Origin of the sequence: Massilia antarctica (assembly GCF_015689335.1) — a bacterium.
In the GTDB taxonomy this organism is placed as follows: Bacteria; Pseudomonadota; Gammaproteobacteria; order Burkholderiales; family Burkholderiaceae_D; genus Telluria_A; species Telluria_A antarctica.
Map to the genome: position 1 here is coordinate 1,917,438 of NZ_CP065053.1, position 18,971 is coordinate 1,936,408.

The 18,971-nt window shown below is 62.8% G+C and carries 16 protein-coding genes and 8 tRNA genes; 7 read left to right on the forward strand and 17 right to left on the reverse strand.

What is annotated here, in order from left to right:
* From accD to IV454_RS08785, 12 genes are all read right to left on the reverse strand, one after another.
* Nucleotides 1-873 carry an acetyl-CoA carboxylase, carboxyltransferase subunit beta gene (gene accD, locus IV454_RS08730; protein ID WP_054265570.1) on the reverse strand — a complete coding sequence of 291 codons (873 nt, stop codon included), beginning with the start codon at nucleotides 871-873 and terminating at the stop codon, nucleotides 1-3.
* 160 nt (nucleotides 874-1,033) lie between these two features.
* Entirely contained in the window at nucleotides 1,034-1,600 is a 567-nt protein-coding gene (locus tag IV454_RS08735) for an HNH endonuclease (protein ID WP_054265571.1), read from the reverse strand.
* Between the two features lie 203 nt (nucleotides 1,601-1,803).
* A tRNA-OTHER gene (locus IV454_RS08740) sits at nucleotides 1,804-1,893 on the reverse strand.
* A 7-nt stretch (nucleotides 1,894-1,900) separates the two neighbouring features.
* A tRNA-Trp gene (locus IV454_RS08745) sits at nucleotides 1,901-1,976 on the reverse strand.
* Nucleotides 1,977-2,018: 42 nt separating this feature from the next.
* Nucleotides 2,019-2,094 (reverse strand) — tRNA-His (locus IV454_RS08750).
* A 22-nt stretch (nucleotides 2,095-2,116) separates the two neighbouring features.
* Entirely contained in the window at nucleotides 2,117-2,962 is an 846-nt protein-coding gene (locus IV454_RS08755; RefSeq protein ID WP_206091164.1) for a HEAT repeat domain-containing protein, read from the reverse strand.
* A 70-nt stretch (nucleotides 2,963-3,032) separates the two neighbouring features.
* Nucleotides 3,033-3,118: transfer RNA gene (locus IV454_RS08760), tRNA-Leu, on the reverse strand.
* 163 nt (nucleotides 3,119-3,281) lie between these two features.
* Nucleotides 3,282-3,357, reverse strand: a tRNA-Arg gene (locus tag IV454_RS08765).
* Between the two features lie 5 nt (nucleotides 3,358-3,362).
* Nucleotides 3,363-3,438: transfer RNA gene (locus IV454_RS08770), tRNA-His, on the reverse strand.
* 119 nt (nucleotides 3,439-3,557) lie between these two features.
* Nucleotides 3,558-3,642 (reverse strand) — tRNA-Tyr (locus IV454_RS08775).
* Between the two features lie 85 nt (nucleotides 3,643-3,727).
* A tRNA-OTHER gene (locus tag IV454_RS08780) sits at nucleotides 3,728-3,801 on the reverse strand.
* 269 nt (nucleotides 3,802-4,070) lie between these two features.
* Nucleotides 4,071-4,454 carry a hypothetical protein gene (locus IV454_RS08785; protein WP_206091165.1) on the reverse strand — a complete coding sequence of 128 codons (384 nt, stop codon included), beginning with the start codon at nucleotides 4,452-4,454 and terminating at the stop codon, nucleotides 4,071-4,073.
* A 106-nt stretch (nucleotides 4,455-4,560) separates the two neighbouring features.
* On the opposite strand from IV454_RS08785, the gene IV454_RS08790 reads away from it, so the two are divergent.
* Nucleotides 4,561-4,830 (forward strand): helix-turn-helix domain-containing protein, encoded by a 270-nt coding sequence (locus IV454_RS08790; RefSeq protein ID WP_206091166.1) that lies wholly within the window; start codon nucleotides 4,561-4,563, stop codon nucleotides 4,828-4,830.
* A 14-nt stretch (nucleotides 4,831-4,844) separates the two neighbouring features.
* Here the strand turns inward: IV454_RS08790 and IV454_RS08795 are convergent, their stop codons facing one another.
* The 3 genes from IV454_RS08795 to IV454_RS08805 form a co-directional block, all read right to left on the reverse strand.
* On the reverse strand, nucleotides 4,845-5,210 hold the full coding sequence (locus IV454_RS08795; protein ID WP_206091167.1) for a type II toxin-antitoxin system YafO family toxin: 366 nt from the start codon (nucleotides 5,208-5,210) through the stop codon (nucleotides 4,845-4,847).
* 68 nt (nucleotides 5,211-5,278) lie between these two features.
* Entirely contained in the window at nucleotides 5,279-5,497 is a 219-nt protein-coding gene (locus IV454_RS08800; RefSeq protein WP_146046709.1) for a hypothetical protein, read from the reverse strand.
* 185 nt (nucleotides 5,498-5,682) lie between these two features.
* Entirely contained in the window at nucleotides 5,683-7,527 is a 1,845-nt protein-coding gene (locus IV454_RS08805; RefSeq protein WP_206091168.1) for a pre-peptidase C-terminal domain-containing protein, read from the reverse strand.
* 378 nt (nucleotides 7,528-7,905) lie between these two features.
* On the opposite strand from IV454_RS08805, the gene IV454_RS08810 reads away from it, so the two are divergent.
* From IV454_RS08810 to IV454_RS08835, 6 genes are all read left to right on the forward strand, one after another.
* A complete protein-coding gene (locus IV454_RS08810; RefSeq protein WP_206091169.1) occupies nucleotides 7,906-8,103 on the forward strand; it encodes a hypothetical protein in 198 nt (65 codons plus the stop codon).
* Complete coding sequence (locus IV454_RS08815) at nucleotides 8,097-8,483, forward strand: PIN domain-containing protein (RefSeq protein ID WP_206091170.1); 387 nt, start codon at nucleotides 8,097-8,099, stop codon at nucleotides 8,481-8,483. Before IV454_RS08810 ends, IV454_RS08815 begins: the two co-directional genes overlap by 7 nt.
* Before the next feature lie 159 nt (nucleotides 8,484-8,642).
* Nucleotides 8,643-11,411 (forward strand): XrtA/PEP-CTERM system TPR-repeat protein PrsT, encoded by a 2,769-nt coding sequence (prsT, locus tag IV454_RS08820; protein ID WP_206091171.1) that lies wholly within the window; start codon nucleotides 8,643-8,645, stop codon nucleotides 11,409-11,411.
* Between the two features lie 415 nt (nucleotides 11,412-11,826).
* Nucleotides 11,827-12,474 carry an N-acyl amino acid synthase FeeM domain-containing protein gene (locus IV454_RS08825; RefSeq protein ID WP_054265580.1) on the forward strand — a complete coding sequence of 216 codons (648 nt, stop codon included), beginning with the start codon at nucleotides 11,827-11,829 and terminating at the stop codon, nucleotides 12,472-12,474.
* 105 nt (nucleotides 12,475-12,579) lie between these two features.
* The gene (prsT, locus tag IV454_RS08830) at nucleotides 12,580-15,348 is read left to right on the forward strand and encodes an XrtA/PEP-CTERM system TPR-repeat protein PrsT (protein WP_206091172.1); all 2,769 of its coding nucleotides are present in this window, start codon (nucleotides 12,580-12,582) and stop codon (nucleotides 15,346-15,348) included.
* A gap of 90 nt (nucleotides 15,349-15,438) precedes the next feature.
* Nucleotides 15,439-16,194, forward strand: coding sequence for an N-acyl amino acid synthase FeeM domain-containing protein (locus IV454_RS08835; protein WP_229522146.1), 756 nt, complete (start codon nucleotides 15,439-15,441; stop codon nucleotides 16,192-16,194).
* Here IV454_RS08835 and IV454_RS08840 read toward each other — a convergent pair.
* Complete coding sequence (locus tag IV454_RS08840; RefSeq protein ID WP_206091173.1) at nucleotides 16,191-17,780, reverse strand: FAD-binding oxidoreductase; 1,590 nt, start codon at nucleotides 17,778-17,780, stop codon at nucleotides 16,191-16,193. The two genes, IV454_RS08835 and IV454_RS08840, sit on opposite strands and share 4 nt — an antisense overlap.
* A gap of 120 nt (nucleotides 17,781-17,900) precedes the next feature.
* The gene (locus tag IV454_RS08845) at nucleotides 17,901-18,848 is read right to left on the reverse strand and encodes an EDSAP-1 family PEP-CTERM protein (protein WP_206091174.1); all 948 of its coding nucleotides are present in this window, start codon (nucleotides 18,846-18,848) and stop codon (nucleotides 17,901-17,903) included.
* Nucleotides 18,849-18,971: the final 123 nt, after the last annotated feature.

The following is an 18,971-nucleotide window of genomic DNA, read 5'->3' on the forward strand; positions in this document are numbered from 1 at the left end:
TCACGCCATGGCATCCTTGGGCAGCTTCAGCAGCAGCGCCAGCAGCGAGGCCAGTTCGGTCCGCATTTGCCTGCGGTCGACAATCATGTCGATCGCGCCGCGTTCGAGCAGGAATTCGGGACGCTGATAGCCATCGGGCAAGGTCACGCCCAGGGTACTTTTGATGACCCTGGCGCCGGTGAAGGCAATCAGCGCCTTCGGTTCGGCGATCACCACGTCGCCCAGGAAGCAGAACGAGGCCGACACGCCGCCCGAGGTCGGATCGGTCAGCACCGAAATGAAGGGCAGCTTCTTTTCCGCCAGCCGGGTCAGCATGGCTGTGGTCTTGGCCATTTGCAGCAGGGACATCAATCCTTCCTGCATGCGCGCCCCGCCGCTGGCGGTAAAGCAGATAAACGGCACCTGCTGGTCGATGGCCGCCTGCGCCCCGCGCACGAAGCGCTCGCCCACCACCGACCCCATCGAGCCGCCCATGAAGGCGAATTCGAAGCAGGCCGCCACCACCGGCACCGACAGGATGGCGCCGCCCATGACCACCATGGCGTCGGTTTCCCCGCTCGCCTCGGTGGCGGTGAGCAGGCGGTCGGTGTAGCGCTTGTTTTCCTTGAATTTCAGGCTGTCGACCGGCAGCACTTCCTGCCCGATCTCGTAGCGCCCGCCAGTGTCCAGCAGGGCGTCGAGCCGGGCGCGCGCACGGATGCGCAGATGATGGTCGCACTTGGGGCATACATGCAGACTCGCTTCCAGCGCCGCCCGGTACAGGGGCGCCTTGCAAGATGGACATTGAATCCACAATCCGGACGGAATCGACTGGCGCAGCGCGCCGCCGTCGCGCCGGATGCGTGGCGGCAGCAGCTTGTCGAGCCAGCTCATGCGGTGGCACCGCGTGGATATTGTGTGGAAGGATGAAACAATGACAACGCGCGCATGGGCGATCCTTTCTGATCGATAGTCATGCCCGCATCCTAAAGCCTCACCTTACGTCAGGCTCAAGCGAAAAGCGCCTGCCGGCGTGCGCGCCGCCATGCTGTTTTCACGCCAGCATGCGCGAGTGTTTCGGCAGTTTGGCCGACAGATAGTCATGCTGGTCCGCCAGTACGTTCCTGCCGCTCAAGATGAAGTGTTCGAAACGGCATGGCACATACGGCACGTACAGCAGCGGCCGGAAGTCGTGCACCATGGAGGCCCCCTTGGCTTGATTGCAGTGTTTGCACGCGGTGACGCAGTTTGTCCAGCTGTCCTTGCCGCCGTGGGTGCGCGCCAGCACGTGGTCGCGCGACAGATGCTGGCGCGGGAAAACGTCGCCACAGTAGGCGCAGGTATGGCGGTCGCGCGCGAACAGCAGGTGGTTATCGTCGCCCAGCGGCAGCGCCGCGCGCAGCTTTTTGGTCATGCGCTCGCTGCCCGAAATGGAAATGATCGGCTTGACCGTCATCGTCGACAGCACGCCCGCATTCGACACGCCGCCGCGAAACAGAAATTCACGGTCGCCCAGTTCCCACGCTACCTTGCCGACGGCGTAGTAGTGGATCGCTTCCTGGGCGGAGATCCATCCGAATGGATTTCCTGCGATGTCGAGTGCTAAGATTTGCGGAGTCATATTTTCACTTTTACTGATGCCTGTTTGAATGGAATAGTAGAAAAGGCCGGCGCTTTGGCGCTGGCCGGGGAATGAAAATCCGGACAGGTATGAACGTGATAATACGCCTTGCAGCTAAAGCGGCAAGCACGAAAAAAAGGCGCAGCGCATCGCGTATTCCCGGGGCCGTGAGGGACGCCCGGGCGATATCGCTTGCGCTGCATTGGAGTGGGGTGCCGGATTCGAACCGGCGAACAACGGTTTTGCAGCGTGCCCTTGGGCACCGGGCCCTTTGACCGCTCGGGCAACCCCACGTAAAGATGGCATCCCAGGAAGGAGTCGAACCTTCAGCCTTCGGTTTTGGAGACCGCTGCGCTGCCAATTGCGCCACTGAGATAGAGCGTCGATGATTGCGGCCGACAGCGCGCAATCGAAGAAATGGGGTGACGTACCGGATTTGAACCGGTGGCCCCTGGACTCACAATCCAATGCTCTGCCAACTGAGCTAACGTCACCATTGAAACCTTATAAAAACTATTATTTTTCGCTGCCGCCGCAGGCCGCGATGGCGTCGTCGAGGCGCATGTGCCAGTACGAATCGCTGCCTTCGCCGCGGCTGACCGCATCCCTGATCGCGTTTAGCGGCGCCAGCAGCAGCGCGCTTGCCATCATTTCGGCCGCGTCCAGTTCAAACACCATGCAATCTTCATCAAGGCGTTCGAGCAAAACCGCGATCACGCGTTCATCCTTGCGCTTCGCCAGCCCGGCCAGGGCTTCGCCGCTGACGCTCTCGTTGCTGTCGCCTAGGTTTTGCCACAGGCGCTCACGAATTTCTGCTGTGTCTGCTTCATGCATGGTGCCGAGCGCAAAGGTGGCCCAGTCGCGCGTGTCGTCGTCGGAGTCGGTCGCCAGCACCAGCAGCGCCTCGACCGAGGCATCCTCGTGATAATGCGCCAGGGCGAATGCCACCTGAAAGCGTATGCCGGCATCAGTGTGCGTAGCCAAAGCGAGCAGCGATGGTAGTGCCGATGGATGCGGGCGGTGCCCGAAACCGGAAATCGCTGCCGCCATCACATTTTCGACGGGGTCGTTCAAGCCCTCCATTAACAAGGCCTGGGTCTCTTCGATGGCGTATTCGTCGCTGTCTGAATTCCAGCGCGCCGGAAAGCGCGCGCGCCGCAGTTGCGAGGCGATATACATCGCCAGCGCGCGTTTATGCCGGTTTTTGCTCTTCGCGAAGCGCTGCGCCATCGCCAATGTCTCGGGCGAGCCCAGCATGTGCAGGGCGCGGATGGCTTCCCAGCTCATCTCGCTTTCCCAATCCTGCAGCGCGGTGCTGGCCAGGCTTTTCAGGGAGGCTTGTTTTACAACGGTCTTTTTCATGTGTGCCGATCCGGTCGATTGAACGCGGCCCAGTATAGGCCCGCTCAATGCCGTGGCGAACACGGTTAAGTGGTGCGCTCGGAGGGCGTCGAACCCCCAATGCCTTGCGGCGCCAGATCCTAAGTCTGGTGTGTCTGCCATTTCCACCACGAGCGCGGTGCGGGTCCCGGTTGCCTGCCGGGGTAGTGCGCGTCAAACTTTCGGAGCGCACCACGGCTTGCGCGTGCCGGGCTGATATCCGGAACCCGTATGCGGCATTCGCCACGAACCCTATCCGGGAACTATGGGAATGGCGCATGCGGGCGACACGTGCCTTGAATGGACCCACCTGCAGGGATCGAACCTGCGACCTCGACGTTCGTAAGGTCGCGCTCTTCCATCTGAGCTAAGGTGAGAATAATGGGGTGACGTACCGGATTCGAACCGGCGGCCCTTGGAATCACAATCCAAAGCTCTGCCAACTGAGCTAACGTCACCATTGAAAAAACGCGCGGTCATGCGCGATAAACTGGCAGTGGATGCAGGAGTCGAACCTGCGACAACTTGAGTCAAAGTCAAGTGCTCTACCAGCTGAGCTAATCCACAATTGAAAAGATGGTGGGTGACCAGGGAATCGAACCCCGTATGTCATAGACGGCGGATTTACAGTCCACTGCAGTCGCCAATGCTGCTCGTCACCCCTGCTTGAAAAGCCATTCCACAAAGCGTTTCGGGCGTGACTTGCCCCTGGCTGCGCCATGCGCTGTCTGAAAGCGCTTTGTGGAATGGCGCGGGATGGAAGAGTCGAACTTCCGGCCTCAACCCGTCAAGGTTGCGCTCTCCGATTGAGCTATTCCCGCACCGTTCCACCCGCACTGGTATCGCACGTGAGGGTGCGATACCGATACAGGCGGAACCGTTTACTACCTGTCCGAATTGTGAAAGAACTGCGTCTGGTCCGGGTTGTCCGGGGACGGCCTCAAACTGAAAGGGCTTGACTGCGTTTGCTGCGTTTGCGGTACTGCGGTAAAACCTGCGGCCAAAACAAAAAGGGCCCGGAGTCCTTGCGGAACATCCGAGCCCTTGAGCTTGACCTGGCGGTCAGCCGGGGAGGGGTAAGCCTCCGCGACTAGGGGTTGCCCCCTCGGATGTTGTTTGTCTGTTCCCAATGCGCGCCACAGAATGCGGGCCACTGGCGATGCTGGTGGTAAGACGGTGCTGGCTGCGCATCAAGTGCATCAAGCGCGGCGGCGAGGGTACGGTAACCCTTGAGACCGGCGGTGCCGGCGCCTTGCAGGGCGGCCAGGACAGCAACTTGCAGCGCCCCCAACAGACGGCTGGCAAGCAGCGACAGGCCGCGCGCTGGGCGCTGCGTCGTCATCTGTTGTTGCGTCGTTGTTTTCACGGTCAATCCCTGTGGTCGGTGCTGCGGTTGATGCTCTTGTTGAGCCAGTGAATGCATTCTGACATGCACAAAATCGGAAAGCAAGCAAATATCGAAAATAATTTGCATATGGTGCAAATAAATGGCGCTGTTTGGGTTTTTTTGCAACAGATGAAAACGGGGTCAGCGGCAAAAGGGTATGATGGCGGCTGTCGTAGTGAGGTACGGCGAACCCATGCACACACCAAAACCATCCCCAACATCCACGCCCCTCCAGGGGCCACAGCGCAAAGCCGTCCTGCGGGTCCAGGTCTTGATGGCTGAACACGACATCCGTTTCGTCACCGAACTGTGGAAACGCCTGACGGCCATGGGCGTGGAGATTTCGCACTCCCAGCTCACGCGCGTGGTCAACAACAGCACCAAGTCCCTGAACATCGATTTGCTCGAGGGATTGGCCAGCCTGTTCGACTGCCCGGTGTCGGCGCTGTTCAAGGACGGCTAAGCTGCAAAACGGAACTACGGGACAATTCCCTGAGCGTGGAATTGCTCGGCCATCTCATCCCATTTCTTGCGTAGATCCGCATTCGACTTGTGCCAAATTGCATGCCCGCCGGGATCGTCGATGATGGCGAGAAGAAGAAAACCGTAAGCTGGGCCACCGTCGACGTAGAAAAGGTAACGATCGCTCTTGTTGCCACGCTTTTTGCGAAAATTTTCCTTCCAGCGAGCCGCTTCGGCGGTCCCCAGCGGAACCATGTGCACATGGCTAAGGATTGCGGAACCTTCATTCAAGCCGTTGCGCCCGAATACAGCAGTCTCCGGATCGATGCCCGGCATGGCTTTCCACTGATCGAAATCGGCGATCAACTGGGCTACATTCAAATTATTTGCTGCGAATTGGGTGTGGATGAAGCTGGACGCTTGCGTCGGCTTAGCCACAATGGACGGTGTCAGCTGCGGGTACGTTTGGACTTCGGCGCAGACGGTTCTCCGAGAAACTGGCGGCGAGCATCAGCGACGGAAAAACCGTTCGTGGATGTCAAGGCGCCATAAAGCGTCGTCTGCTCCACAGTCAGCTCTTCAACAACCGCCGGTGGCGCGTTTGCCTTGGATGGTCTGGGTCGTCCAGTGCCAACAACCGGAGCGGGTTTTTTTTTCAGTTCAGGCATGATTTTTTTGCACTTACCAGTTGACATAATTTACCACGTTCCCCCGTATCGATCCAATTCCCGGTCCAAGCGGAGCCTTGATTTGGCTCAATTCACTTCGTAATCCGGTCTGATCTTGCCCGGCGTGCAAAGGCCGATGGCGGCAACGGACGTCGTTAACATGACCGCTGCCGCCCTTCCCATGATTACGGCGCGTAAGTCGCCTTGACGCTCAGGGTGTTGTAAGTCGCGTAGGCATACACGCCCACGTAGTAGCGGCCCGCCGCCGGGGCATTGATCGAACAGTTTTCCACGCTGCTCGGTCCGTCCGACTTGCAGTTGTAGCTCGCCGTGGTCGGGGTACCGCCCAGTTTGACGAACATGTCGGCGTCGCCGTTGCCGCCGTTGAGAGCGAACGCGACCTGGGTTTTACCCGCCGGAACGTCAATCGTGAAGTACTTCCAGCTGCCCGTGGCCGCGCCCTGGCCGGTCAGGGCCACGCCGTTGCTCAGCACAGGATAGCCACCGCCCGCGCCGCTCAGGGTCCCCTTCATCGCGTACCAGCCCAGCGAGGAATAGTTCGAGAAGCCGTTGGCCGGCGTGCCCTCGGCGCCGCCGCGCACCACCAGGCGGTAGCTGCCGGCCGGCAGCGACAGATTGACGAACTCGGCCGAGCGGTTGACCGCCAGGTTGCTGTGCGCAACCACCGCGCCGGCCGCGTTGTAGATGGTGGCGTCCACATCGAGCATGCGCAGGTATTCGAGCGGGTCGACGCGCAGGTTCAGGGTGCTGATGCCGGTCGTCGTGAACGTAAACGTATCGGTATCGGTATTGCGCTCGATCTGGCCGAAGTTGCGGGTCGGGTCGATGGCGCCTCCCGTGCCGAAGGCCAGCGCGCGCGTGTCCGGGATATCGTCGGCCATGTACGGCACCGCCTCGTTCACGTTCATGATGCGCAGGTCATCCTCGCCATTGTTGGCCGTGTTGTACTCGCCGCGGCTCCACGTGAACAGCTGGTTGGCCCAGCCGCCGCCCATCCAGTAGTTGCCCATGATCGGCCCCCACTGGTAAGCCGCGATGCCCTCGAAATACTCGCCGCCGCTGCCGCCGCCGTCGTGGCTCATGCCCATCTGGTGCCCGACTTCGTGGGCGCCGGTCATGCCGATGCCGTAGCCGTAGTCGAACCCGGAGGCTGGATTGCGGTACAGGGTGCCGGCGGCGGTGGTGCCGAAGGCGCGCAGCGGGGCGAACGAGCGGCCGTCCTGGTTGACGAAGTTGATGATGCCGGTGCGCAGCACGTTGGCCGTGCGCGCGGCGTCGTACACCGCGCGGTTGGTGGTCACGTTCAGGTTGAGCATCGAATACTGGTCGGCGATCGATTGCCAGGCGCGGTACATGTTTTCCTTGGTCACGCCGTTGAGCGGGGTGCTGCCGCTCATCACGGCCGTGGTGTTGAGGTAAAACACGTACGGGCTGCCCGGTTTGCTCTGCAACTGGGTCACGTCCTGATTCTGGTACGGGCCGATATGGGGCGCCTGGCGCAGCGCCATCGGGCTGTACACCGGATGCGCCGCCGCCAGCGCCATCATCGCGGTGCTGCGCTTGTCACGGAATTCGGGATCGAAGTCGGGCACGATCTTGGTGATCGGCACTTCCGTCAGCCAGACCTTGCCGGCGCTGTCGGTGGTGTATTCGTAAGCCTTGCGCGTGTCGTACTTGAGCAGGTAGCCGTACACGGCCTTCTTGTTCCCTTTGAGCACGAACACCGAATCGGGTGTGTCGACCGCGGTACCCGTGATGGATACCACGCCATTTTTGTTGGCGTAGTCGCGGATGTGGGCGGCCACGGTGTTGGCGCCGACCGATTGCACTTGCATGGTGCGGCCGTTGGCGTGTTGCGCAGCAAAGCCGCTCAGCACCGAATCGACGCTGCCGATCTCGATGCCGGGGGCGGGACGAACCGCTTGCGCGCTGGCGATGTCGGTTTGGGCGGTGGCGCCGGCAGCGTAGGCCGCGGCCATGAGCAGGAACAGGGTATGCTTGGATTTCATTCAGTCTCCGGATTCATCGTTTTTTATCGATCTTTACTTCCCGCCCAGGCTGGCGGTGAAGTTGTCGGCGAGTTATCAATTCCGACGACAGAACGTTACCATATGAACAAGATTCTGTATGTGTCCAATCGGCACATTTTCTTCGGGGCCGGACGGGCGGCCTTTCACTCTTCGCGGCCAAATCTTCTTGATGTAAATACTGAAATTTCCGCCTATTCCGGCACAAAGAGCCTTTTACTTCCACACTTATTCGGCGGAGGGGCTGTATTTCCGTCTGTTTCCATGCGAAACGGGTAGTCCCGTTTGCCAGGCTGCCTGCTGACGACTGGCAAACGATGATATACACTACTTAACATTGAACAACTTTCGAGGCGCACCATGGGCCGCAATCCGAACGACGTCGCGGTAACCCATGTTCCAGGCGTCATTGCCGATGAAACGGGCAGGGGCGCGCGCGCGGCCAGCGCGGTTCCGGAACGGCCCCAGGCGCCGCAGCCGAGCGCTTTCGGCATCTGGAAAAAGCGTATTCCCGAAGATGGCGTCAGTTACCAGCACAGGTTGCGCGACGAATGGTAAAGGCGCTGTTCGATACCAATATCCTGATCGACTATCTGAATGGCATCGCGGAAGCGGAACTGGCCTGTGATCACTATGTCGACAAGGCCATCAGCGTGGTGACGTGGATGGAAATCATGGAAGGCGTGTCCGAGGACGAGGACGAACGGCTGCTGGTCGAAGCCTTCCTGGCCCAGTTCGAGCTGGTGCCGATCGACCACAAGGTGGCGCTGGAAGCGTCGCGCGTGCGCGAGACGCACGCCATGCGCCTGCCGGACGCGGTGATCCAGGCCACCGCCAACCTCTCCGGGCGCGTGCTGATCACGCGCGACACCCGCGATTTCGTGCCAGGCGACACGGTCCTGGTGCCCTACACCCTCCCTCCCGGCGACGACGCCTAGCTGGCCCCGTCCGCGTCCGCGGGCGGCTGCCTGCCGGGGCGCTATTCTTCTCGTTCTCCCGAGAAATCGATATAGAATATTAGACGTCCCAGACCGGCCAGCCAGGCCGGCGCACGGTCATTTAGCCAATCATTTCACGTCGCACACGATAGGGAAGTCATGTCAGTTACCAGAACCAAGACGCACGCCGGCGCCGCCGTGGTGTCCGCACTATTACTGCTGGGCGCCGTCGGCGCTTGCGGCAAGACTGAAACGTCGGCGTCGCTGGTGGCCGATGCCAAGCAGTTCATTCAGAAAGGTGACAGCAAGGCGGCCGTGATCCAGCTGAAAAATGCGCTCGTGAAAAATCCATCGGACACGGACGCCCGCCTGACCCTGGGCCTGTTGTATCTCGACACGGGCGACGCCGTCTCGGCCGACAAGGAATTGCGCAAGGCCCTGGAGCTGGGTGTGCCCAAGGACAAGGTCGTCCCCGCGCTGGCGAGTGCCCTGATGCAGCAGCAGCAATACCAGAAAGTGCTCGACCTGAGCGCCGATACTGGCAGCGACGCCGACATGCTGGCCCTGCGCGCCGACGCCAACGCCGGCCTCGGCCGCGCCGACCAGGCCAGCGACTTGTACGCCCAGGCCCTGGCCTTAAAGCCTGGCCATGTGGCCGCGCTGATCGGCTCGGCCCGCCAAGCCCTGGCGCGCAAGGACCTGGAGCAAGCCAACCGCCTGGCCGAACAGGTCGTCGCCAGCAACCCGGCCGATGCCAGCGCCTGGATGTTCAAGGGCGACATGCTGCGCGCCCAGGCCAAGGCCGGGCCGGCCCTGGCCGCCTATGACCAGGTCTTGAAGCTCAAGCCGAACCACCGCTCGGCCCACGTCGAGCGCGCCTTCGTCGAGATCGCGGAAGGCAAGTTCGATGCCGCCAAAGCCGACCTCGAAGCGGCCCGCAAGCTCACCCCCAACGCGCTGATGGTGGCTTACGCCCAGGCCCTGCTCGACTTCACCCAGGGCAAGCACGCGGCCGCCAAGGATGCGCTGCAAAAAATCCTGCGCGTGGCGCCCGACCACATGCCGAGCGTGCTGATGGCCGGCGCGGTCGAGCATGCGCTCGGCTCGATGCCGCAAGCCGAACAGCACCTGCGCAAATACCTGGCCGCCATGCCCGAGCACCGTTACGCGCGCAAGCTGATGGTGAGCACCCTGCTGAAAATGGGCCAGACCACGGAAGCGCTGACCCAGCTCACGCCGATGCTCGAGTCCGGCAAGGATGACGTGCAATTGCTGGCGCTGGCCGGCGAGGCTTACATGCAGGCGCACGACTACGGCAAGGCCACCGCCTACTTCGAGCAGGCCAGCACCCTGGCGCCGAACGCGGCCGGGCTGCGCACGTCGCTGGCGCTGGGCAAGCTGGCCACCGGCGACGATGCGCGCGCGGTCAGCGAACTCGAACAGTCGACCAAGCTCGATGCCAAGTCGCCCAAGGCGGCGGTCCTGCTGGTGATGACCGAACTGCGCATGAAGCGCTACGACAAGGCCTTGGCCGCGGCCAAGGCGCTGGAAACGGCCCAGCCGGCCGACCCGATGGTGCAGAACCTCAAGGGCGGCGTGTACCTGGGCATGAATGACCTGGCCAACGCCCGCGCCAGCTTCGACAAGGCGCTGGCGCTCAAGGCCGACTATTTCCCGGCCGCCGCCAATCTGGCGCAACTGGCCCTGCGCGAGAAAAAGCCCGAGCTGGCGAAACAGCAGCTGGTCGGTTTCTTGGAAAAGGACAAGAAGAATGTCGAAGCCTATTACGCCCTGACCAAGCTGGCCCTGGCGCAAGGCCACAACGAGGAAGCGAACCAGTGGCTGGAAAAGGCCAGCAGCGAGAATCCCGAAGCGATCGGCCCGGCCCGCACCCTGGGCGCGCACTACCTGGCGATCGGCCAGAAGCAAAAGGCGCTGACCCTGGCGCGCAAGTTCCAGGTGGCCAATCCGAAAAACCTCGACTTGCTCGACTTGCTGGGCCAGGCCCAGATCGCCAATGACGACCTGGCGGGCGCGCTCGATACCTACGGCAAGCTGGCCGGCGCGGCGCCGAAATCGGCGATGGCGCATTTCCGCCTGGCGACCGTGCACGCGCAGATGAAGAATCTGAGCGCCGCCGCGGACGACCTCAAAAAGGCGCTGGCCCTGCAGCCGGACCTGGTCGATGCCCAGGTGGCCCAGGCCGAACTGGCCGCGCGCGCCGGCAAGCTCGACGACGCGCTGGGCATCGCGCGCCAGATCCAGAAACAGCGTCCGAAGGAAGCGCTCGGCTACCAGCTGGAAGGCAATCTGACGATGGCGCAGGGCAAGCCCGCGCAAGCGCTGGCATCGTTCGAGAAAGCCTTCGCGCTGGCGCCGTCGAGCGCCAACCTGATCAAGCTGCACGCGGCCATGCGCGCATCCGGCAAGGCCAGGGAAGCCGATGCGCGCCTGGCCAAGGCGCTGGCCGAGCACCCGAACGATCCGACCCTGGTCCTGTACGTGGCCGAGAACGACCTGGCCGGCAAGCGTTACAAGGCAGCCATCGCCGGACTGGAAGCGGTGCTCAAGGACGCGCCGGCGCATGTGGCGGCGCTGAACAACCTGGCTTGGGCCTACCAGCAGGAAAAAGACCCGCGCGCCCTGAAAACCGCCGAAAAGGCCTTCGAACTGGGCGGCAACAGCGCGGCCGTCACCGATACCCTCGGCTGGATGCTGGTCGAGCAGGGCGACACCAAGCGCGGCCTCACCTTGCTGCAAAAAGCGGTCGCGCTGGCGCCGGAAGCGGCCGACATCCGCTTCCACCTGGCGGCGGGACTGGCGAAAACGGGCGACAAGGCTGGTGCCAAACGCGAACTTGAGCGGGTACTGGCCAGCAAGAACTTCGCGCAGATGGAAGAGGCAAAAGCGCTGGCAAAGACGCTCTAAGGCGAGCGGCGCCGCTTGGGCGGGGCGCGTTGCGCAAGGCGCGCGCCGAACACGACAAACCGTCATTGCTGCCATGGGCAGGGATGGCGGTTTTGCTTTTTTGGGAAAGGGAATGGTCGCGCAACGTGTTAAGTCAGCAGCACGGCCGCGCATGCCCGCGGCCATCTTGGCGCTGTTGCATATTTGCGAACAAAAATTTTAATTGTCTCCCTGCATGTTGCCGACAATGTTAGGATAGCTCAGTTAGCAATATGTTACTGAATTGGCAGCTTGGACAATATCTTCGGGATCATAGTCGATGGATCAGGTTCTTAATATCGTTGAAACAACTCGTTTCAATTTTCCCGCGCCGGATGTTGGCGACCTGGGCAGTCACTGTGTTTTTGTGGAAGATTATTCTGATAACATCTCCGAGATGACGATCAACACACGAAGTTTCGGGATTCGCGTTGCCGACACCGAGGAAGGGCGTAACCGCGCCAGTATGCTCATCAACAAGATGTATGCCTGGCGCGGCTATGCCGGTACCCATCGCCTTGAAGACAATCCGAACCAGATCACCCTGTCGGCCTTCGACGGGGGCGAAGTCATCGGCACCGTCACCCTGGGGGTCGATTCCCCGGTCGGCATCCTGGCCGACGAAGTCTTCAAGGACCATATCGACGTCTTCCGCGCGCGCGGCGCCAAGGTATGCGAGATCAGCAAACTGGCGTTCGACCCCACGGTGCGCTCCAAGTTCGCCCTGGGTTCCCTGTTTCATATCCTGTACATCTACGCACACCATATTTACCAGTGCACGGATGCATTTATCGAGATCAATCCGCGTCACCGGCGCTATTATGAACACATGCTCGGTTTTCGCACCCAGAGCGGGGTGAGGATCAATCCACGCGTCGACGCACCGGCCCATTTGCTCTGGCTCAGCCTCGATTTCATGGGCGCCGAGATCGAGCGCCTGGGCGGCGTGCACGACGACGCGGGTACCGAACGCTCGCTCTACCCCTATTTTTTCTCGAAGCGCGAGGAAGCCGGCATCGCCGACCGTCTGCTGTCGATCGGCTAGACGGCGCTTGCCAGCGCCAGGCCGCAGCGGCCTGCCCGCGGCGCTTCATTCACGCAATTGGCGGCAAGCGTGACCACGCTTGCCGCCTGTAACAACAGGATCGTCATGTCAACCCAAGCCCAATCCCTGGCCGCCGCCGCCCTCACCACCGCCCTTATGCTCGGTGCATTGGGCGGGTGCGGCAAAACCGAGACGCCGGCGGCCCTGCTGGCCGAGGCCAAGCAGTTCCAGCAGAAGGGCGACCATGTGTCGGCCCTGATCCAGCTCAAAAACGCGGTCGCCAGGAATCCCGCCGATCCCGAGGCCCGCCTGGCGCTGGGCGAAACCTATAACAAGCTGGGCGACCCCGTCTCGGCCGAAAAGGAAGTGCGCAAGGCCATGGAGCTGGGCATGGCGCCCGAGCGCACCCTGCCCGAGCTGTTGATGGCGCAACTGTTCCAGGAGCAATTCCAGAAAGTCATCGACGCCACCGCCGACAGCGCCTACACGGCCAACGTCAAGGTAGTCAGCCAGCGCGGCGCCGCCTTTTACCAGCTCGGCAAGCGCGCCGAGGCGGCCGAAGCATTCGAGCGCGCCCTCAAGCTCGATCCCGGCTACCCGGTCGCGCTGATGGGCCTGGCCAATGTCGCCTTGGCCAACGGCGACAAGGCGGGCGCGGCGCGCTATGTCGAGGCGACCGTGACGAACAATCCCAAGGATGTGCAGAGCTGGCTGTTCAAGGGCGACTTCGAACGCGCCGAGGGCAACCCGGCCGCCGCCCTGGCCGCCTACGACCAGGTGCTGGCGCTCGACCCCAACAGCGCCTCCGGCCACCTGCAGAAAGCCTATCTGTTCATCGCCGAACGGCGCTACGAGGAAGCGGCCGTGTCCCTGGCCGCCGCCAGGAAAAACGCGCCCAAGAACTTGATGATCAGCTACGCCAGCGCCATGCTCGACTTCACCCAGGGCAAGCACGCGGCCGCGCTCGAATCCTTGCAGCAAGTGCTGCGCGTGGCGCCCGACCACATGCCCTCGGTGCTGCTGGCCGGCGCGGTGCAGTTCACCCTCAAATCCTTGCCGCAGGCCGAGCAGCACCTGAAAAAATACCACGAAGCCCATCCCGAGAGCGATTATGCGCGCAAGCTGCTGGCCTCGACCCGCATCGCGGCCGGCGACGCCAAGGGCGCCATCGCGGTGCTGGCGCCGGTCGTGGGCGCTTCCCAGGATCCCCAGCTGCTGGCCATTGCCGGCAAGGCCTACACCGATAACCGCGAGTTCGGCAAGGCCACCGAGCTGCTGGAGCGGGCCAGCGCGCTCGACCCGAAAAAGGCGCAGCTGCGCACCGCGCTCGGCTTGAGCAAGCTGGAACAGGGCGAGCAAGCGCGCGCCCTGGCCGAACTGGAACTGGCCAGCACCCTCGACCAGACCACCAGCAACGCCGGCATCACCCTGGCCATGACGGCGCTACGCCTGAACCAGTTCGACAAGGCCCTGGCCGCGCTGGCGCCGCTCGAAGCGCGCGCGCCGGGCGACCCGATGATCCAGAACCTCAAGGGCTTGGCGCTGCTGGGCAAGAAGGAGCAGGCCGGGGCCCGCGCCACCTTCGAAAAAGCGCTCGGCCTGCATCCGGATTTCTTTCCGGCGGTCGACAATCTGGCGCGCCTGGACATGCAGGCCGGCAACCTCGATGCCACGCGCCAGCGCTACCAAGACTTTTTGGCCAAGTATCCCAACAATGTCGAAGCGCTCACCGCGCTCGGCGCCATGGCCGTGGCCCAGCGCCGCCTGGCCGAAGCCGGTACCTTGCTGGAACGCGCCAACGCGGTCGACCCGGCCGCGGTCGGTCCGGCCATCGTGCTGGCCGAGCACCACGTGCACATGGGCGCCGCCGACAAGGCCCTGACCCTGATGCGCAAGCTGCTGGTGGCCAATCCCGGCAACCCGGCCGTGCTCGACCAGCTCGGCCAGCTGCAGGTCGCCACCGGCGACAATGGCAGCGCCATGGAAACCTTCACCAAGCTGACCGTGGCCGCGCCGCAGTCGGCCGAAGCGCATTTCCGCCTCGGCGCGGCCCACGCGGCCATGAACAACCTGCCCTCGGCCAGCGCCGCGCTCAAGCGCGCCGTGGCGCTCCAGCCCGATTACCTCGACGCCCAGCTGGCGCTGGCCACGGTCCACCTGCGCCAGCAACAGTTCAACGATGCGCTCGGCGTGGCGCGCGCCATGCAAAAGCAGCATCCGGCCCTGGCGGTCGGCTATGTCGCCGAGGCCGACGTGCTCTTGGTGCAAAACAAAATCGCCGCCGCCATCCCCTTGTACGATAAAGCGTTTTCGCTGGGCAACAATGCCGAGCTGCTCATCAAGCTGTATGAAGCCTTGCGCATAGTCGGCAAGGCCAAGGAAGCCGATGCACGAGTGCAACAATGGCGTGCCGCCCACCCGGACGATGTCAAGGTGCCGGGTTACCTTGGAGAGCAGTATATTGCCAATAAAAAATATCAATTAGCAATAACGGAATTTGAAGCCATACTGAAGAAGGTGCCTGCCTATCCGAGCGCCCTGAACAATCTGGCGGTGGCCTACGAACTGGCGGGCGATGCGCGCGCCCTGCCGACCGCCGAACTGGCTTTCAAGGCGCTGCCCGGCAGCGCGGCGGTGATGGATACCCTCGGTTGGCTGCTGGTGCAAAAGGGCGACCTGGCGCGCGGCTTGCCGCTGCTGCGCGACGCCAGTGCCAGGTTGCCTGGCGTGCCAGAGATCCGTTTCCACCTGGCCAAGGCGCTGATCCAGGCCAAGGACAAGGAAGCGGCGCGCAAGGAACTAGAAGTGTTGCTGGACAAGCACAAGCAATTTCCGCAAGGAGAGGAGGCGCGGGGCTTGCTGAAACAACTATAAAGCGGGCCCGACGCCGAGTCGCAGCCCACCGGGCGTCTTACTCGGCGGCACCATGTGCCGGGCTGGCGCCGCGCCACAGGGAGTTTTCACATGAATGCAGGGCACGATGCAGTGGAAGCGATGGGTAATGAGCAGGCCCATCTTGAGTCGTCTTATGTGGTAGGGGCCGAGGAGGACGATCACGGCCGCCTGATCGGCAGTTTCACCGACAATGACCGCACCTTCGGGATCCGCCTGGCCGATACCGACCAGGGGCGCAATTCGGCCAGCCTGTTGATCAGTAAAATGTACGCCACGCGCGGCTACAACGTGGCCCGCATGGAGCGCGACCCCAACCGCATCACCCTGTCGGCCTCCGACAAGGGGAGCCTGATCGGCACCGTGACCCTGGGGCTCGATTCCGAGCGCGGCATCCTGGCCGACGAGATTTTCCACGACCATGTCGACGCTTTCCGCGCGCGCGGGGCGCGCCTGTGCGAAATCACCAAGCTGGCGTTCGACCCCCAGGTCAAATCCAAGGCGGCGCTGGCGGCCCTGTTCCACACCCTGTTCATTTACGCGCGCTACATTCACGGCCGCACCGACGTGCTGATCGAAGTCAATCCGCGCCACCGGCGCTTTTACCAGACCATGCTCGGTTTCGTGGACCAGGCCGAGCTGCGCCACAATACCCGGGTCGACGCGCCCGCCTACCTGATGTGGCTCAGTGTCGAGCACATGGCGCACGAGATCGCGCGCCTGGGCGGCACCAGCAGCCATGCGGGCACCGAACGTTCGCTGTATCCGTATTTTTTCTCCTCGCGCGAGGAAGAGGGCATCGCCAACCGCCTGATCAAGATCGGCTAGGGCGCGCGCCCGGGTTTGGGCGTGGCCGGCTGGGCGTCGTAGCGCCCCGGCGCGATGATGCCGTCCGGATCGAGCCGGGTCTTGAGCGCGTGGATGGTGGCCCAGTAATGCGGATCGCGCCGCACGATAGCCGCCATCATGTCGGCGCGCGCGCGGTACACTTCCAGCCCCATCGCGTGGATCTTGTCGAGCATGCGGTCGGCGCAGAAATGGGCGCGCTTGACCCCTTCCAGGTTGCTGCGGTCGAACAGCAGGTTGATCACCGCCACCAGCGAAGTCGGGGTTTCGATATTGATGGTGATGTACAGGGTGTCGTGATAATGGCGCGCCGCCGTCTTTTTCATTTCATCGATGAACCTGGCCACGAACTCGCCGTCCAAGGGCAGCGCCGGGTTGATGAACAGCAAACCGCAGTTCGACTGGTCGAGCTGGGCCGCGCTGAGGTCGGCGCGTCCGAATTTCCACAGTAAATTATCGATCGCCGCATCGGTCGGCACCCCCAGCGCCAGGGTGTGCAGCGGGCGGATGGCCGAGATCGCGGCCGCATTGGCGCGCGCGGCCGGGATGAAGCGCAGCCGGTGCGCCACCGCATAGGCGGTGTCGAGCAACTGGTGGGTGATCGGGCGCACCCGCGCCAGGCCCTTCATGCGTTTGCGGATCTCGGCCAGGTTGGCCTTGACCTGGGCTTTGGTGCCGGTAATCGCCCCCAGGCTGGCCCATTCGCCCGGCGCGATCAAGTCCATCACGCTTTCCGCTTCCCCGAAGGCGCGCTCGGGCGTGTATCCGCATTCCTGTTCCAGGTAGCGCGTCACCCCGTAGGCCAGGGTGGCGTGGGTGCGCGCGCGGTTGGCAATGTGGGTGACCGATTCGATCAAGCCTTCGCGCTTGCAATTGGCCAGCTCGTCGATAAAAGCCGGCAAATCTTCCTCGCGCCGCAAGGATAGCGACAGCGCCACCTGCTTGGGCCGCTTGGGCACGAGGCGGAAGCAGGCGCTGACGACGATGCCGAAGTTACTCTGGAAAAAAAGCCCGTCGAGGATCGGCCCCAGCCCGTAAGGATTGCTGGTGCCCAGCGGCGAGCGCTTGAGGCGCCGGAAGCCCGTGCGCAGCAGCTTGCCGTTGCCGCACACCACGGCCAGCCCGAACAAGTCTTCCTTGCGCGGCCCGAAATAGCCGACCCCGCGGTCGAGCGCATTGCCGATGATGCTGGTGGCGCGCGCCGAGCCGGTGACGTTGAAGGTGAGGTTGGGATGATGCTCTTCCAGGAAGTCGTACAGCGCGCCCTGGGTCACGCCGGGACCGATCACGGCCACCGGCAGCACCCGGCCGTTGCGCTTGTCGACCGTCATGCGGATCGCGTTCAGCGCGCCGAGGTCGACCAGCAGGCTGCCGGCCATGGTGGGCGACTTGCCGCCGTAGCCGAAATTGAGGCCCGTCGAGAACGGATACAGGGGCGTGCCGTTGTGGCGCGCCGCGCGCACCAGCTTGATCACGGCGCGTACGCTTTGCGGCCGCACCTGGCCGCGCACATCGGTCGCGCGGCCGGTGATGTTATTGCTCGGGTGGTCGCTCTGGGTGTAGGCCATGATTCTATTATCGCTTAAAAGCGGGCGTGCAAAAGCAAACGACCCGAGCGCTTGACGCGATCGGGTCGTTCTCGACACACTGCGCGCACCGGCCTGGCCAGCCCGGCGCGCGCAGCGGTCTTACTTGGCAGCCTTGCGGCGCGAAGCGGCGCCCAGGGCCAGCAGGCCGAGGCCGATCAAGACCATGCTGCCTGGTTCAGGCACGGCACGCACTTCCGAGGCGATCGAGTTCGAGGCCTGGTTGATGGTCAGCTTGTAGATCCGGCCGCCGGTCAGGGTCACCAGGTTCGACAGGACGGTGCCCGAGGTTTCCTGGATCGAATTTTGCGACGGATCGCTCGAGGTCACGCCGTTGTTGATCTCGGACGGGCTCCAGTTCATGATCGTGGTCGAGACATTGCCGATCACTTCCTGCAGCGACAGTGCCCAGCTGATGGTGCCCAGCGAGGAACCGTTCACGCCAGCCATCGCATTGACGAAGGCGGCCACATAGGCTTTGTAGCCGAGCGCGAACTTCGCTTGCAAGGTCGTGCCGACGCTGAAGGTGGTCACTGCCGTCGCCGAGTTGGCGATGGTGGCGTTCGCGCTGCCGGCGTTACCTGGCGACATCACCGACGAATCGGCACGGGTCAGGCCGTTGGCGCCCGTCACACCCAGCGCGGTGCCGGCGATGTACATATCGCCCAGGGCGTAGTTACCGCTCGGTGCAGGAATGTGCGCCGTGAAGTTGTTTTCCACGCCGCCTGGATAATTGCCGACTGGCATGCCCGCGCCGCACGATGGACCCGCGCAACGGTTCTTGACATCGACCGTACCACCGATGGTGGTGCTGAAGATGTTGCCCAGGCCGGCGCCGGTGCCTTGCGCATTGTTGAAGTTCGAATTGGCGGTGCCGGTACGGTTTTCGTTCTGGATCACGATGCCGTTGGTCACTGGCGCATTGTTCGCGTTCAGGATGATCAGGCCGGTGATGGCGAGATCGGCCATACCCATGGTCGCTGCCGAAGCTGGGGCGGCGACGAACGCTGCCGAAACGGCGGCGGCAGCGAGGTATTTTGTCAGTTTCATATTGGTTCTCCCGGATTATGTTTGTTGATCCTACGTGCCTTGATGTAAGCAGGACTCGTGCCAGAATATGACATTTGTTTTAAATCAAAGACTTAACGAGGATTTTATGGCTGACGCATGAGG